The sequence below is a fragment of the Metabacillus endolithicus genome (assembly GCF_023078335.1).
Classification (GTDB): domain Bacteria; phylum Bacillota; class Bacilli; order Bacillales; family Bacillaceae; genus Metabacillus; species Metabacillus endolithicus.
This window is the reverse complement of the sequence record NZ_CP095550.1, coordinates 1,359,337-1,374,361: the sequence shown is the minus strand read 5'-3', so window position 1 is coordinate 1,374,361 and position 15,025 is coordinate 1,359,337. Positions and strand designations below refer to the sequence as shown.

Genomic DNA, 15,025 nt, shown 5'->3' with positions numbered 1-15,025 from the left:
TGAAATGAAAGAAGTGTAAGTTACACAATTCCTGAACAGGTGTATTTAGATAAGCCTTGCGAACAAGCTTTTTTCATGTTATGTTTTAGAACGATATAATAACGATAGAGGTGTCTTCATGCGTTTACGTAATAAACCTTGGGCTGGTGAATTTATTGCTGAGCATTCTGACTATGCTATTTCAAACCCTGAAAATTATAAAGGGAAATGGCATGAAGTGTTCGGTAATCAAAACCCAATTCATATAGAAGTAGGAACAGGGAAAGGGCAATTTCTAGCAGGAATGTCTCAACAAAACCCTAACATTAATTATATTGGCATAGAGCTATTTGATAGTGTTATTGTGGCTGCAATTCAAAAAGCAGTTGATAAGCAACTTTCAAATTTTAAGTTGCTTAACGTGAATGCAAAAAATTTAACAGAGTATTTTGATCAAGGAGAAATAGATCGTGTCTACTTGAATTTTTCTGATCCATGGCCAAAAGTACGTCATGCAAAGCGACGTCTTACTTATAAGAGTTTTTTACAAATGTATGAGAATGTGCTTGTAAAAGGTGGAGAAATCCATTTTAAAACAGACAACCAGGGATTATTTGAGTATTCTCTTATTAGTTTTTCAGAATATGGACTTCGATTAAAATATATTAGCCTTGATCTTCATAAAAGCGACTTTGAAGGAAATGTTATGACCGAATATGAAGAGAAATTTTCTGAAAAAGGTCAACGTATTTATCGTGTAGAAGCTAAGTATATGAATGAATAAGTTGTGTTTTGAGGAAATGGTGATAATGGCCATTTCCTTTTTTGCGTTTTATGCTGATGAATATAGGATCTCACATCTTTTTCCTAACGATTATCTCTATGGTAAAATAATAGATGGGGAGGGATGTTAATGGAAACATTTCAAATTGGTCAAACGAAGATGACATGGTTAAAGGGTGGAGTAACTTTTCTTGATGGTGGGGCAATGTTTGGGGTGGTCCCAAAGCCGTTATGGTCTAAAAAATATCCTGTTAATGAAAATAATCAAATTGAACTTCGAACAGATCCAATTTTGATTCAAAAAGATGGGTTACATATTTTAATTGAATCTGGAATTGGTGCAGGAAAGTTTAGTGAAAAGCAGCTTCGAAATTATGGAATTCAGGAAGAGTCTTCTGTTGAAGAGAGCCTAGAACAATTGGGCCTAACAACAAATGATATAGACTATGTATTAATGACTCATATGCATTTTGATCATGCTTGCGGTCTCACGAAATGGGAGAATGGGCAATTAACATCGGTATTTCCTAAAGCGAAGATTATTACTTCAACTACTGAGTGGGAAGAAATGAGAAATCCAAATATACGATCAAAAAATACTTATTGGCAAGAAAATTGGGAGCCAATTCAAGAACAGGTTGAAACGTTTCAATCATCTTTATTAATTGAAGAAGGAATTACTATGTACCACACTGGTGGACATAGTGATGGTCATAGTATTATTGTTATTCAAGACGGGGGAGAAACAATCGTTCATATGGCTGACTTAATGCCAACACATGCTCATAAAAACCCTCTTTGGGTTCTTGCATATGATGACTACCCTATGACTTCAATAGAAAAGAAACAAACATGGTTGGATTTTGCTGGAAATAAAAATGCCTGGTTTACCTTTTATCATGATGCATTTTACCGGAGCATAAAGTGGAATGAACAGGGTGAAATAATCGGTAAACTAGATCGAGTTAGAACAAGTTAAGAGGATAAGGGCATTTCAAATGAAATGCCCGACTTTAAGCGATACTGCTTAGTTAATTTTTTCAACATGAACAATTGTTCCGCTGTTTGTGTCAACAAAAGCCTCATACTGCTCTAATTGATCCTGTACAGTTCGAGACACACCTGCTTTATAAACTTCATAAGACAAATGGTCAGTTGAGAAGTTTTCTGGAACTGTATAAATCCAAGACCCATCAATGGATCCTTTTTCCTTAAAGGCTTTTTTCACGATTTCAAGTGCTTTTTCAGATGAAATTTTGCTTGATTTTAATTGGTCTTTTACTAAATACGTCCCGGCAATACCTAAGCCTAAGCCAAGTAAAAAATATTTGCTTTTCATGTTTCATACACCCCTTTTTTATATGTCTTTAACACTGTGTTTGGGTATCTAAAGTTTCGACTCTATCATTAGTATACAGAAACCTTTAAGGCATGTTAAGAACGATTAGATAAGGTAATAGTATGTTTTAGGTATGACGAGGCTTATTTGATCAAAGAAGTCATTACATAATAATCAAGGCTAATATAAGGAATTGTGTTATATAAAAAAATCTAGAGTACATAAAAAAATTTAAAAAAGATGAAAAGAGGGAAAACATGAATCAAGAAACATTAGAGTTGTTTAAAACATTAACAGAGCTGCCAGGTGCACCAGGGAATGAGCATCAAGTACGTGCATTTATGAAAAGTCAATTAGAGCCAATATCAGATGAAATTGTTCAGGATAAATTAGGTGGAATCTTTGGGGTTCGAAAAGGCGAGGAAAACGATCCAACGATTATGGTAGCTGGACATATGGATGAAGTAGGATTTATGGTTACTGCTATAACAGATAATGGGATGCTGCGTTTTCAGCCGTTAGGTGGATGGTGGAGTCAGGTACTTCTTGCGCAAAGAGTACAGATTATTACAGACAATGGACCTGTTAATGGGGTTATAGGCTCGATACCACCTCATTTGTTGAGTGAAAGTCAGCGCGCAAAACCAATGGACATGAAGAACATGCTTATTGACATTGGGGCAGATAATCGTGAAGATGCAAAGAAAATTGGAATCAAACCAGGACAACAAATTGTCCCTATTTGTCCATTTACACCTATGGCAAACCCTAAGAAAATTTTAGCCAAAGCTTGGGATAATCGCTATGGATGTGGACTTGCAATTGAATTATTAAAAGAGTTAAAAGATGATAAGCTGCCAAATACATTATATTCAGGTGCCACAGTACAGGAAGAGGTTGGATTAAGAGGTGCGCAAACAGCCGCAAATATGATCAAACCAGATTTGTTTTTCGCATTAGATGCTGGTCCGGCAAATGATATGAGTGGAGATAAAAAAGAGTTTGGTCATATTGGTAAGGGAGCAGTTTTGCGAATTTATGACAGGTCGATGGTTACACATCGTGGAATGAGGGAGTTTGTTCTCGATACAGCAGAAACAAATAAGATCCCTTATCAATATTTTGTTTCTCAAGGGGGAACAGATGCAGGTCGGGTACATGTATCAAATCAAGGTGTTCCTTCGACTGTAATTGGAGTAAGCTCCCGCTATATCCATACTTCTGGATCTATTCTTCATGTTGATGATTATGCAGCAGCAAAAGAGCTTCTCATACGGTTAGTTAAACAATGTGATGCAACAACGGTTACAACAATAAAAGAGAATTCCTAAGAGAATAAGGGAGAGGCATACCGTGAGAATAGCAATTGGAACAAAAAATCCGACAAAAGTAAATGCTGTAAAAGGGGCCTTTGCTAAACATGTAAATGCGGAATTTATATCAACAAATGTTTCATCAAATGTTTCTGCACAGCCTATAACTGATCACGAAACGTTAACAGGTGCTATGAACCGAGCGAAAAATGCTCTCGAGGCTGAAGGTTCAGACTCAGATCTTGGGGTAGGTTTAGAAGGTGGCCTGGTAAAAACAGATTTTGGTTATTTTTTATGTAATTGGGGAGCAGTTGCTGCACCCAAGTCACAACCAATTATTGCAGGTGGGGCTAGAATTATGATTCCTGATGAAATAGGTGATCTTGTTTTTAGTGGACGTGAATTAGGTGATGTAATGGACGATTATGTAAAGAAAAACAACGTTCGCCAAAATGAAGGGGCAATTGGAGTCTTTACAAATGGACTTGTAGATCGCACAAAAATGTTCCAAGAACTTTCAAGTCTTCTTATCGGTCAATATTTATATCAACAGAAACATAAATAAGAAGTAAGAAAACCCTTCAGTTATCTCTTTACTGAAGGGTTTCGAATTTAAATAAGGTCAGAACGTTGAGGGAGCCAGTTGGCTAAGAAAGGGGGTAAATCTTTATCATTTGCCCGAGTTGTATGGCCTCCATTCTCTAATTTAAAGGTTTTATCTTTACTTGAAACAAAGTCAATGACACGAATATTTTGCTCTTTTAATACAAGTCTGTCAAAATCAGTTGATATAACAAGAAGATTAGCAGTAATATTAGCTAAGTTTGCCTCTTTGCCACGAATCATTAATCCGCCATTAATCAATTTGTTTTCTTTTCCTAATTCCTGCATTAACTCCCTCATTGCAGCACCTGTAAATGGGATATGTCCATCTGTCCATTTTTTTAGCCTCTTCCATTTTTTTACATATTCATCATCATATGCTTTATTCAGTAATGATAAGTAAGGACTAAAATAGATGGGGTTTGTCACCATCCTCATGGCTGCTTTCATAGAATTTCCGGAAATAAAGCCGATTGTATCGAGCAGCTCACTCACATCAAGTTTACCTTCTTTACTTGCATTAGCTAGTTCCTCAAAAAAAGGAACTGTTTCAAAATCGATTGGCGATACATTTAAAATCAAGTTGCGAATTGGTTCGTCGGCAATTGTGGCATACATGGTTGCAAGAGTACCACCTAAGCAATAGCCAATGATTGTAACTTCTTCAGCACCTGAATGTCTTAATGCTCGTCGAACACCTTTTTGAATATAATCAACAACATAGTCACTCGCAGCAATGTCTTTGTCTTCATATCCTGGGATACCAAAATCTAATAAATACACTTCAAAGCCATTTCGTGTGAAATTTTCAATGGCACTGTTACCAGGTGCCATGTCTAAAATAAACGGCTGATTAACTAATGAATAAACGAGAAATAAAGGTACCTTATATTTTTTTCCGCAGGCGCATAGTACCATAATGTTGCTTTATTCTTTTTCCAAACAGCTTCTCTAGGTGTAAATACAACTATAGGCTCAGGACTACTCCATACCCCAAAGAAAGTTTTCCATCTTTTTATTTCCTGATCAAGATCATAAGTCGGAGTGGATGGTTGTTTTTTATCCATTTTTTTCTTTCTCTTTCTTTTTTCCTTAAGAAGCTGTAGTAGTTTCTGATTTACTTCTTGAAAATCAACTTGACCAGGTGGTTTCATTAGTTCTTTATGAAGTTCATCTTTCAGTGAATGAGAAGAGGATAAACACATTTTTTTCTTCTTTAATAGTTCTTTACTGCATTTAATCACACGTTTCTTAAGTTTATCTTCTAGTTCCTCTAACGGTTTAACGATTTCTTCTTTAATATGGCTAGTAGGATTTTTTATTAAATCTGCCAGTTCATTTCTAAGCTTTTCATCTAGTCCTTCAAAGCGATGTTCTGTTAGGTTTTTCAAAAGTGTCTTTTTTATATCTTTTAACATATCTAACACCTCGTGTACTTCATCTTCCAAATCATCGAGTTTATCTTCCGACTGAACAATTAACTTACCTAAACGACCTACATCTTTCTTAGTAGGGAAGTTTAATTGTGCGGATAATTGCTCTACATATTCATGAACAGCTTCCATTAAATGTGCTAAAACTTTACCGGCTGAATTGGCTGCAACTGCTACTTCTTTATGATCTAATTTATCTTGAATATATTTATTGAGTTTATGCTCCAGAGTAAAACCAAGTTGTTTTAGCAAAGGAAATAATTCAGGTGTTTCGTTCTTACTCATGTTATAGCTCCTCCTATCTAAGTAAAATCAAAAAATTTATTACTATAGTATAGAAGCGCATTCTATTATTTGTGCAAAAATTAATGAACGAGCCTTTGCCTGTTTTTAAAATAGTTAATCATCTAGTCCAAGTTTCTAGCAACTAGTGTAATAACCGTTACAAACCTATGTTAGTGTGAATAAACTAAGTTTGTTCATTCTAATTAGGGAGGGGATTTTAAGATGGAAGAAAACCAATTTAAGAGTTTATTGGACGAAAATAATCAATATAGTAAAGTTAGAAATATTTACGATCAATTAATCTTATCAAGCCAATTTCATGATATGGATGTTGATACATTAGATGCTTTTTTAACACATTTTGAACTAAAAGATGACATTACTTTTGAAGAATTTATAGGTTTATATAAAATATTTGATGCTATATATGAAAAAGATAAATTTCCTATTATTTTTTAAGCTAGTTTATGGTGTTTATAAAGGGGGAGATATAAGTGAGAAAAAAGCTTATTACGACGAGCTCAAAAGGACTAATGACAGATTCCTTTCCCTATCAGCTTTATCAAAAGGCAAAAAAATATGGGACATGGAATCCTAATGAAATTGACTTTTCACAGGATAAAGAAGATTGGAAGAATCTAAGTGAAAAGCATCGAGAATGGATTGTAAGGCTTCTTGTACAGTTTCAAGGTGGAGAAGAAGCTGTTACACATGATTTATTACCACTATTAAAAGTAGTTGCTGAGGAAGGTAGATTAGAGGAGGAAATGTTTTTAACAACATTCCTTTTTGATGAAGCGAAACATACAGAATTCTTCCGGAAGGTTTTGGATGAGCTTGGGGAAAAGGGGGATTTAACACATTTACATTCAAAAACCTATCGTGAATTTTTTTATGAAATACTTCCAGAAACTATGGAGAAGCTCTGGAAAGACAGGTCACCTGAGAGTTTAGCAGATGCTGCCACTGTGTATAACATGTTTTCTGAGGGAGTCCTAGCAGAAACAGGATATAAAGTGTTTGCAGATGGTCTGAATAAAATGCGGAAAATGCCTGGATTATTAAAAGGAATTGAGCATTTAAAAATAGATGAATCAAGGCATATTGCTTATGGAACGTTTTTATTACAAAGGTTAATTAACGAACACCCTCATTTACTAGACAGAGTATTAAAAAAGCTCGAACAATTAGCACCACTTTCTTTAGCTCTAAATGCTGAAGGAATGATACTGGGCGAAGGTGAACATGACAAAAAAAGCAACTCAGAGCTTATGGAATTTACAAAAAAACAACTTAAAGCTAGAGTAGAAATTCTTTCAAGAGCAAAAAGTCAGCCAATAGATACGAAGAAGCCTAAATGAAAAGACTAGGGTAGTGTACCCTAGTCTTTTAACTCATGCTTCAACTACATATGATAGGACGTCAAGTGCTTGTTGAATGTTTTCAACAGTTACATTTGCTTTATTAGACAACTCTTTTAATGGATGATGAAGCTGTTCAGGTCTTATTAAAATAAGAGGTTTGTTTAATGTAATAGCTGTACTTGCGTCCATTGCGGTATTCCACTGCTTGTATTTTTCTCCAAATAGTGCGATAACAAGGTCAGCTTTATTCATTAACAAAGATGTTCGCAAATTATTAATGGATGATGCAGCTTCATCTTTGTAAACAGGTCCCGGTTGTTCTCCAATAATTTTTTCACCAATATCATCGGATAAATCATGTCGTTCCATTGGTCCTACAAATGTAAAAGGTAAATTACGTTTTGCAGTTTCCTTTTTTAATTGCTCGCGCCAATCTGTATGTATTTCTCCTGCCAAGTAAACAATAAATTCCATCATATCCCTCCAAATAGAGTTTACATCCATTTTACCATATTTTATCCAAAACCGGAGATTTTAGCTTATTTACTTTGTCTTGCTAATATAAAAAAGAAGAGGTTATGATGTAAGAGACTTTATGTAAAAGCAAATTTTAAGGTCTAAATAAATAGCGCTAATTCTGTAGGATTCATAAAAAGGGGGATGTATATGAGGAAATATAGCTTTTTCATTCTGGTCATAATTTTAGTCCTACTTTCAGGTTGCACCCAATCTGAAGAGAGTCTTAGGAATGATTCTATTGATTACACAAAACAGGCATTTGATGATGAGGAGTTGAAAGTTAATGAAGAAACAGAACAATTTTCATTTTACTTGCCAAATGATTTTAAGATAAAAGAAAAAAATGATTATAATGTTTTACTTGAAAATGGAGATAAAAGTTATATCCTTTTTGTTAATTTGAAAGAGCCAAAAAGTAGTAAAGTTTCCTATGAAACTCTAACAGAGCAGTATCAGGATCCATTTATTTCAAAAACGTTTGAACAAAAGGATCGCTTTGGTTACTTATTTGTCGTTAAAATTGAAGAAAATAAATATGAAGTGACAGTTGGCGTAGGAGGTACAAAGGTAACTACTGAAGCTAAGGGGAACGATGTAGTAGAAGACGCTGAAGCTATGATGATGATTGCTAATTCTGTTCAATAAATAGGTTTTCTATTACGTGCAAGATGGGAAAGTGGAAACATATACAACAATCATATACACTAGAACTACGCTTTTTGTTTAAGATAATATGCTATTTCTACAAAAGGTGTGAGGAAAAGTTCTCAAATGCCGACTAAGTTAAGATGAACAACTTATGATAACAAACCATTTTTTAGGAGGATATTATAATGCAAAAATTAACATCAGTAGATGAATATAAACAAATTATAGAAAATGAAAAGGTCATTTTCATGTTCTCAGCAGACTGGTGTCCTGACTGCCGTGTGATTGAGCCAGTTCTTCCAGAGCTAGAAGAAGAAAACAGTACATTTACATTTTATTATGTAGACCGAGATCAATTTATTGACCTTTGTGTTGAACTAGACATATTTGGTATTCCGAGCTTTGTTGCCTTTCATAAAGGAAAAGAAGTTGGCCGTTATGTAAATAAAGATAGAAAATCTAAAGAACAAATTCAGGAATTTATCAATACAATAACTGTTTAACATGTAATTGTTTATATGTGGAACTTCTTATAAGGGAAGGAGGAAATAAGATGAAAATGACATCAAGAAAATTAGTTGAAACCCTAAAGGGAAATCTTTCAAATCCACAATGGCAATTTGAATTTGATCGTGAGAAAGATACGTTAAGAGTGGAGGATTCTCTTAGTAAAAAAGGGGTAACCTTATCTCTTCCAGGTATAATTGCAAAATATGAAATCTCAAAGCAGAAAGCGATAGATGAGGTTGTTTATTATGTTAAGGAAGCATTAACAGTGATGAACGAACAGCAAGATTTATCTGGAAAGGAAAAGAATATATTTCCAGTCATTCGATCCACGTCTTTTCCAACAGAGAGCAATGAAGGCATAGCTTTATGTTATAGTGAACATACAGCTGAAACACGTATTTACTATGCGCTTGATCTTGGAAGTACATATCGCTTAATAGATGAAAAGATGATGAAAAGAGAAAATTGGACGAAAGATCAGATTAAAGAAGTAGCTGCTTTTAACTTAAGATCTTTAAAGACGAGCGTAAAAGAAGATTTAGTAGCGGGTAATGTTTTTTATTTTCTAAATGCAAATGATGGATATGATGCAAGTAGAATTTTGAACGAAAGTTTATTACAATCTTTTGCAGAGAAAATAGAAGGAAAAATGGCTGTAGCTGTTCCGCATCAAGATGTGCTAATTGTAGTAGACGTTCGTAACGATACCGGCTATGATATTTTAGCACAATTAACGATGAGCTTTTTTGCAAGTGGCACAGTTCCTATTACTGCCCTATCCTTTTTATATGAAAATAATGAGCTTGAACCTATTTTTATATTAGGCAAAAATAAACCTCATAAATAAGGGAGCATTTTTAAAGCAATCGGTAGTTTTACGGTTGCTTTAAGTTTTATAGCCAAAAAAATCATTTCCTTTTTTTACCCCTTTAAAGAAAAGATTTATTTCGAACATATTTATTAGCTATATTGTCAAAGAAAAAGAGGCAGCCGTGATATAAGATCATTATATTCGGTCTACCTCTTTTCTTTTGTGTTTGTATTTGAAGCAGATGCCTAATGAAAATCACCGTCCAATATAAACTAATAACTTTTCAAAAGAGACTATACTTTTATCTACAAAAATAGACATTTATTGATACAATAGAATATATGTTTTTACAAGCAAGCTTATCAGATTTGTAAATACAAATATTCATAATCTCTCACCTAGTTAGGGTGAAAGTAAGTGTATGTTATTTTTGCTGAATATATTGAAAGAGTGATTAAAAATGAGTTGGATGAAAAAACTATTTACTTATTTTTTAGGAGATGACGAAAAAGTAAGTGAAAACAGTGAGACGAGAGAACATGAGCAAGAAGCTCAAAGAAACATAGGGAGTGTTTCAAAGAGTGAGAATGAAACACAAAATCATCATAAGGCAGAAGCCAGAGTTTCTTATCAATATCCTAAAGGGAATTTCCGTTTTCCAATGATACCTGATGAAAAACAAACATCAAGAGATATGCGGCCAAGGCGTTCAAGTCATGAAAAACTTCAAACAAAGAGCGAAGTAAGACCTGTATTGCCCAATCGTAAATCTGTGAAGAAAAGATCCATCGAGGAAAATGTAGAGGAAAAACCAATAAAAAAGAAACAACCATTTTACCCTACTTCCATCCCATCTCCGATTTATGGTTTTCAATCAAAAGAAGAGAGGATGCAAAGTAGAGAAACACAGCATACGAAACAAAAACAACCACAAAGTTTAGCTGATAGCAGTTACATGGAGGAATCTGTTACTTACAAGATGGAAACCGAGGTTCCAATACAGTCTAATTATGAAATGGCAGATACTTCTGCTGCTTTAAAAATACAGGAAGAAAATGAGCAGCAAACAACTATTGAACAATATGACCGTTCTAAAGAATTTCAACAAGAAGAGGAGACTACAGTTACATACTCTCTTGATGATCATGAGATCGAAGAAATGGTATATGAAACAAATACTGATATGCTGATTGATGATGAGGAAGATGATGATCTTGTAGATGAAGCACTTTCCATTGTTAAAACTGAGTTTAATAAGAAACAACCACCTGTTGAATTTGATCAAGCTGTAGAAATTGAACAAATTGAACAAGAAAGTGTTGAAATGAAACCATCATATAAAGATCAATATGAGGAAGAAGAACAAACTGAATTTTATCTAAATGAAGATCAAAGCGAGACATTATATGAGGAAACAAAGGTTTCAGGATTTGAAAATGAGTCATTTGAAGAATCAATAAAAGAACAAGAAGAACAAGAAGAACAAGAAGAACAAGAAGAACAAGAAGAACAAATCTTACACCAACCAGAAACGCCTAAACAAGAAAACAATAATCGAAAATCATTACCATTTAACGTCATGATGCTTGGAAGAGATAAGCAAAAAATTCGTGAAAAAACAGTGCAAACACAAGAACAAACACAAGAACAAACACAAGAACAAACACAGGTAGGGAGTTATCAATTTCCATCGCTAGGATTTTTAAATATACCAGAAAAAGAATTAACAGAGGACCATACATGGCTTGAGTCACAAAAAGACCTTCTAAACCTTACATTAAAGAATTTTAATGTGAGAGCAAGTGTAGTAAATGTAACCCAAGGGCCTTCTGTAACAAGATTTGAAGTTCATCCCGAACCGGGAGTGAAAGTTAATAAAATTACAAACTTAAGTGATGATATTAAATTAAGTTTGGCTGCTAAGGATATTAGGATTGAGGCTCCAATTCCAGGGAAAAATACGATTGGAATTGAGGTGCCTAATAAGGTAGGTAAAATGGTTTATTTACGCGAGATTTTAAGAAGTTCGGAATTTCGTAATAATCCTTCCCCTATGACCGCCGTACTAGGTTTAGATATTGCTGGTCAGCCAGCAGTTACTGATTTAAAAAAAATGCCTCATGGTCTTATAGCTGGAGCAACAGGATCAGGTAAAAGTGTTTGTATAAACACAATTTTGGTGAGTTTATTATATAAAGCCTCACCACATGAAGTAAAATTAATGTTAATTGATCCAAAAATGGTTGAATTAGCACCCTATAATGATATTCCACACCTTGTCAGTCCTGTTATAACAGATGTGAAGGCTGCAACTGCTGCACTGAAATGGCTGTTGAGGAGATGGAACGACGTTATGAATTATTTGCTCATTCCGGCACAAGAGAGATTACGAGATATAATCAGCTTGTTAAGGAACATAATCAAGGAGAACATCTCCCATATCTTGTTATTGTTATTGATGAGCTAGCTGACTTAATGATGGTTGCTCCTAATGACGTAGAGGAAGCCATTTGCCGTATTGCACAAAAAGCTAGGGCATGTGGCATTCACTTAATTGTTGCGACCCAACGTCCATCGGTTGATGTTATCACTGGTTTGATCAAAGCCAATATTCCAACTAGGGTAGCCTTTTCTGTTTCATCTCAAGTTGATTCACGAACGATTATTGACGTGAGCGGTGCAGAAAAACTTCTTGGTAAGGGTGATATGCTTTTCTTGGAAAATGGATCATCAAAAGCAGTTCGTCTTCAAGGAACGTTTGTATCAGATGAAGAAATTGAAAGAGTCGTAAAGCATGTGAAGCTTCAATCAAAACCTGAATTTTTGTTTCATCAAGAGGAATTGGTGAAAAAAGCAACCATTCAATCTGAGGAAGATGAATTATTTGTAGAAGCATGTGAATTTGTCGTTAATCAAGGGGGAGCTTCAACATCAAGCTTACAAAGAAGATTTAGAATTGGATATAATCGAGCAGCACGCCTAATTGACATGATGGAAGACCAAGGAATTATCTCTGAAAATCGTGGCAGCAAACCTAGAGATGTTTTAATTTCGGAAGAAGAGCTTGATTCTATTCATGAAAATAATGTGTTATAAGATAAATAAAGGTAACCAGTCTTAATTGGTTACCTTTAAAACATCATTCAAGATATGCTATTATACGTTTAACAAAGTAGGTTATGTTAAAGGTGTTTCAGTGAAAAAGGAAAAAAGTATCTTTACATAAACTTGAAGTAGGGTTGTAGTATGGATAATATTGTTTATCTTCATAATCTTCGTGAGGAAAAAGAAAACCAATTAGTCAGCTTTGTTTCTCAACATGTATCTTCTGCGCATACATATGTAGAACGCCAAGTTAATATTAGAGAAAAAGTAAAAGCAAAGCATATCTTTTCTGAACAAATTTCTTTAGAAAAAGGTGTTGTTTTTTCATCTTTACAAGAAAAGCTTTTTAATGATTGGTTTACTTACGATTATGTAACAATTAGTGGCATGACTATTTATCAAAGCTATATTAAAAACGAAAATGGACAAAAGCACCCACTAGATTCTGTTGTCCATGCCCTTTTTATGGCGAGTGTACTTGAACCGTTTAAAGTAATAAAAACGGTTGGAGAGAATATACATGCTAAGAAATTACTTACTGGTGAAGAGTGTGTGATTAAAACGGACAGAAAGGTTGAAGAGGTCGCGCCTTCAAGCATTTTGTTTCTTAGATCAATACCTTTACTTGATGGACAATTATGTGTAAGCAATATGTTTATTCAACAGGATCACACCTTAATTGATTTGTTATTAAGGGAATTTAAAAAAAGTAACGAAAGCTGGCGTACATTTTTAAAGAAATATTCCATAAAATATAGTTGGACTAGTCAATCAGTGAAATAAAAGGTGGATAAAGTTGTAAACTTTATTTTTCATGGTCATAATGAATGGCAAATGATATAATATATTTTCGTAAGCTGGTTACATATTAAAATATACAAGAAATTAGAAGCGATTTTTAATCGTTTTATATACATGGGTTGCAAATCAAGATAAGCGTCATATACTGTCAATCAGATAGACGTTTGTTGGAGGTTCTTATTATGACTGTTTATCATTTTGTTGGAATTAAAGGGACTGGAATGAGTGCCCTTGCACAGATTTTACATGATATGAATTACGAAGTTCAGGGCTCTGATATTGAGAAAAAAGTGTTTACAGAAAAGGCCTTAGAAGCACGTAATATTAAGATATTACCTTTTTCAAAAGATAATATTAAAGAAGGTTTAACAATCATTGCAGGAAATGCGTATCCCGATACACATGAAGAAATTGTAGAAGCTAATTCTTTAGGTTTACCTGTTATTCGTTATCATCGCTTTTTAGGGGAGTTTCTCCAAAAGTATATAAGTGTAGGGATAACTGGTGTACACGGAAAAACATCCACAACAGGATTACTTTCTCATGTGATTCAAGGTGCAGAACCAACGTCTTACTTAATCGGTGACGGTACTGGTAGTGGGGTACCGGATAGTAAATATTTTACTTTTGAAGCATGTGAATATCGTAGGCATTTCTTATCTTACGAACCTGATTATGCGATTATGACCAATATTGATTTTGATCATCCTGACTATTTTTCAAGTATTGAGGATGTTTTTAGCGCGTTTCAAGAGATGGCACTTCAAGTTAAGAAAGGGATCATCGCCTGTGGTGATGATGAACAGCTTCAACAAATTCAAGCAAAAGTTCCTGTTGTTTATTATGGATTCGGTGAAGACAATGACTTTCAAGCCAGAAATGTTGTAAAGTCAACTGATGGTACTTCATTTGATGTATTTGTTCGCAATACATTTTATGCTTCGTTCAAGATCACTTCATATGGAGACCATAGTGTACTAAATGCATTATCAGTTATTGCTCTTTGTCATTATGAAGGAATTGACGTTGAGATTATTCAAGAAAGATTGCAAACATTTCAAGGTGTTAAAAGACGTTTTAACGAGAAAAAAATTGGCAATCAAATATTAATTGATGACTATGCTCATCACCCAACAGAAATTAATGCAACAATTGATGCTGCTAGACAAAAATATCCTGACAGAGATGTTGTTGCTGTGTTTCAACCACATACATTTACAAGAACACAATCGTTCCTAGAAGAGTTTGCAGAAAGCTTACAAAGAGCAGATTATGTTTACCTATGTGACATATTTGGATCTGCACGGGAAAATGTTGGAAAGCTTACGATCGACAACTTACTAGAGAAAATCGATCATTCTCAGTTAATTAGAGAAGATGAAACATCTGTTCTTAAGGCTCATGATTCGGCTGTATTAGTATTTATGGGTGCCGGTGATATTCAGAAATATCAAGAAGCATATGAAAATGTTTTAGTTTAAACGAATAAATGAAAAACAGCTGACTTTCTTATCGAAAGTCAGCTGTTTTCA

General features: G+C 34.3%; 16 protein-coding genes and 1 pseudogene. 13 read left to right on the top strand and 4 right to left on the bottom strand.

Annotation, left to right across the window (positions count from 1 at the left end; all coding sequences use genetic code 11):
* Nucleotides 1-118: 118 nt before the first annotated feature.
* Nucleotides 119-763 carry a tRNA (guanosine(46)-N7)-methyltransferase TrmB gene (gene trmB, locus MVE64_RS07385; protein WP_247345154.1) on the top strand — a complete coding sequence of 215 codons (645 nt, stop codon included), beginning with the start codon at nt 119-121 and terminating at the stop codon, nt 761-763.
* A 129-nt stretch (nt 764-892) separates the two neighbouring features.
* On the top strand, nt 893-1,741 hold the full coding sequence (locus MVE64_RS07380; RefSeq protein WP_247345151.1) for a YtnP family quorum-quenching lactonase: 849 nt from the start codon (nt 893-895) through the stop codon (nt 1,739-1,741).
* Between the two features lie 48 nt (nt 1,742-1,789).
* Here the strand turns inward: MVE64_RS07380 and MVE64_RS07375 are convergent, their stop codons facing one another.
* Nucleotides 1,790-2,101: a PepSY domain-containing protein gene (locus tag MVE64_RS07375; protein WP_098794967.1), complete on the bottom strand. Its 312-nt coding sequence runs from the start codon at nt 2,099-2,101 to the stop codon at nt 1,790-1,792.
* Between the two features lie 257 nt (nt 2,102-2,358).
* Between MVE64_RS07375 and MVE64_RS07370 the strand changes: the two genes are divergently transcribed.
* Together MVE64_RS07370 and MVE64_RS07365 are read left to right on the top strand one after the other, a co-directional pair.
* Nucleotides 2,359-3,432 (top strand): M42 family metallopeptidase, encoded by a 1,074-nt coding sequence (locus tag MVE64_RS07370; RefSeq protein ID WP_247345148.1) that lies wholly within the window; start codon nt 2,359-2,361, stop codon nt 3,430-3,432.
* Between the two features lie 22 nt (nt 3,433-3,454).
* Nucleotides 3,455-3,979 (top strand): DUF84 family protein, encoded by a 525-nt coding sequence (locus MVE64_RS07365; RefSeq protein WP_247345146.1) that lies wholly within the window; start codon nt 3,455-3,457, stop codon nt 3,977-3,979.
* Between the two features lie 47 nt (nt 3,980-4,026).
* Here MVE64_RS07365 and MVE64_RS07360 read toward each other — a convergent pair whose 3' ends face one another.
* Both MVE64_RS07360 and MVE64_RS07355 read right to left on the bottom strand, forming a co-directional pair.
* Nucleotides 4,027-4,935, bottom strand: coding sequence for an alpha/beta fold hydrolase (locus MVE64_RS07360; protein WP_247345143.1), 909 nt, complete (start codon nt 4,933-4,935; stop codon nt 4,027-4,029).
* Nucleotides 4,875-5,735, bottom strand: a complete 861-nt coding sequence (locus MVE64_RS07355) for a hypothetical protein (RefSeq protein WP_247345141.1) — start codon at nt 5,733-5,735, stop codon at nt 4,875-4,877. Before MVE64_RS07355 ends, MVE64_RS07360 begins: the two co-directional genes overlap by 61 nt.
* Nucleotides 5,736-5,957: 222 nt before the next feature.
* Here MVE64_RS07355 and MVE64_RS07350 point away from each other — a divergent pair, with 222 nt between their 5' ends.
* Together MVE64_RS07350 and MVE64_RS07345 are read left to right on the top strand one after the other, a co-directional pair.
* Nucleotides 5,958-6,194 (top strand): hypothetical protein, encoded by a 237-nt coding sequence (locus MVE64_RS07350; protein ID WP_247345138.1) that lies wholly within the window; start codon nt 5,958-5,960, stop codon nt 6,192-6,194.
* A gap of 35 nt (nt 6,195-6,229) precedes the next feature.
* Entirely contained in the window at nt 6,230-7,096 is an 867-nt protein-coding gene (locus MVE64_RS07345; protein ID WP_247345135.1) for a R2-like ligand-binding oxidase, read from the top strand.
* A 33-nt stretch (nt 7,097-7,129) separates the two neighbouring features.
* On the opposite strand, the gene MVE64_RS07340 is transcribed toward MVE64_RS07345, so the two are convergent.
* On the bottom strand, nt 7,130-7,573 hold the full coding sequence (locus MVE64_RS07340; protein ID WP_247345132.1) for a YtoQ family protein: 444 nt from the start codon (nt 7,571-7,573) through the stop codon (nt 7,130-7,132).
* 192 nt (nt 7,574-7,765) lie between these two features.
* Between MVE64_RS07340 and MVE64_RS07335 the strand changes: the two genes are divergently transcribed.
* The 7 genes and pseudogenes from MVE64_RS07335 (at nt 7,766) to murC (ending at nt 14,974) form a co-directional block, all read left to right on the top strand.
* Entirely contained in the window at nt 7,766-8,263 is a 498-nt protein-coding gene (locus tag MVE64_RS07335; protein WP_247345129.1) for a hypothetical protein, read from the top strand.
* A gap of 188 nt (nt 8,264-8,451) precedes the next feature.
* Nucleotides 8,452-8,769 (top strand): thioredoxin family protein, encoded by a 318-nt coding sequence (locus tag MVE64_RS07330; protein WP_247345126.1) that lies wholly within the window; start codon nt 8,452-8,454, stop codon nt 8,767-8,769.
* 50 nt (nt 8,770-8,819) lie between these two features.
* Nucleotides 8,820-9,623: a DUF1444 domain-containing protein gene (locus MVE64_RS07325; RefSeq protein ID WP_247345123.1), complete on the top strand. Its 804-nt coding sequence runs from the start codon at nt 8,820-8,822 to the stop codon at nt 9,621-9,623.
* Nucleotides 9,624-10,047: 424 nt separating this feature from the next.
* Nucleotides 10,048-12,107: pseudogene (locus tag MVE64_RS07320) on the top strand (DNA translocase FtsK); the annotation flags it as partial.
* A gap of 186 nt (nt 12,108-12,293) precedes the next feature.
* Nucleotides 12,294-12,683, top strand: a complete 390-nt coding sequence (locus tag MVE64_RS28100; protein WP_425594005.1) for a DNA translocase FtsK — start codon at nt 12,294-12,296, stop codon at nt 12,681-12,683.
* 150 nt (nt 12,684-12,833) lie between these two features.
* Nucleotides 12,834-13,475, top strand: coding sequence for a hypothetical protein (locus MVE64_RS07315; RefSeq protein WP_247345121.1), 642 nt, complete (start codon nt 12,834-12,836; stop codon nt 13,473-13,475).
* 200 nt (nt 13,476-13,675) lie between these two features.
* Nucleotides 13,676-14,974 carry a UDP-N-acetylmuramate--L-alanine ligase gene (gene murC, locus MVE64_RS07310; RefSeq protein WP_247345118.1) on the top strand — a complete coding sequence of 433 codons (1,299 nt, stop codon included), beginning with the start codon at nt 13,676-13,678 and terminating at the stop codon, nt 14,972-14,974.
* Nucleotides 14,975-15,025: the final 51 nt, after the last annotated feature.

Excerpts from the sequence above, each read along its gene's own strand:
- MVE64_RS07315 (WP_247345121.1), top strand. The coding sequence starts at position 12,834 with ATGGATAATATTGTTTATCTTCATAATCTTCGTGAGGAAAAAGAAAAC.
- MVE64_RS07370 (WP_247345148.1), top strand. The coding sequence starts at position 2,359 with ATGAATCAAGAAACATTAGAGTTGTTTAAAACATTAACAGAGCTGCCA.
- MVE64_RS07375 (WP_098794967.1), bottom strand. The coding sequence starts at position 2,101 with ATGAAAAGCAAATATTTTTTACTTGGCTTAGGCTTAGGTATTGCCGGG.
- trmB (WP_247345154.1), top strand. The coding sequence starts at position 119 with ATGCGTTTACGTAATAAACCTTGGGCTGGTGAATTTATTGCTGAGCAT.
- MVE64_RS07335 (WP_247345129.1), top strand. The coding sequence starts at position 7,766 with ATGAGGAAATATAGCTTTTTCATTCTGGTCATAATTTTAGTCCTACTT.
- MVE64_RS07380 (WP_247345151.1), top strand. The coding sequence starts at position 893 with ATGGAAACATTTCAAATTGGTCAAACGAAGATGACATGGTTAAAGGGT.
- MVE64_RS07330 (WP_247345126.1), top strand. The coding sequence starts at position 8,452 with ATGCAAAAATTAACATCAGTAGATGAATATAAACAAATTATAGAAAAT.
- MVE64_RS07325 (WP_247345123.1), top strand. The coding sequence starts at position 8,820 with ATGAAAATGACATCAAGAAAATTAGTTGAAACCCTAAAGGGAAATCTT.
- MVE64_RS28100 (WP_425594005.1), top strand. The coding sequence starts at position 12,294 with ATGCTTTTCTTGGAAAATGGATCATCAAAAGCAGTTCGTCTTCAAGGA.
- MVE64_RS07350 (WP_247345138.1), top strand. The coding sequence starts at position 5,958 with ATGGAAGAAAACCAATTTAAGAGTTTATTGGACGAAAATAATCAATAT.
- MVE64_RS07355 (WP_247345141.1), bottom strand. The coding sequence starts at position 5,735 with ATGAGTAAGAACGAAACACCTGAATTATTTCCTTTGCTAAAACAACTT.
- murC (WP_247345118.1), top strand. The coding sequence starts at position 13,676 with ATGACTGTTTATCATTTTGTTGGAATTAAAGGGACTGGAATGAGTGCC.
- MVE64_RS07360 (WP_247345143.1), bottom strand. The coding sequence starts at position 4,935 with ATGGTACTATGCGCCTGCGGAAAAAAATATAAGGTACCTTTATTTCTC.
- MVE64_RS07340 (WP_247345132.1), bottom strand. The coding sequence starts at position 7,573 with ATGGAATTTATTGTTTACTTGGCAGGAGAAATACATACAGATTGGCGC.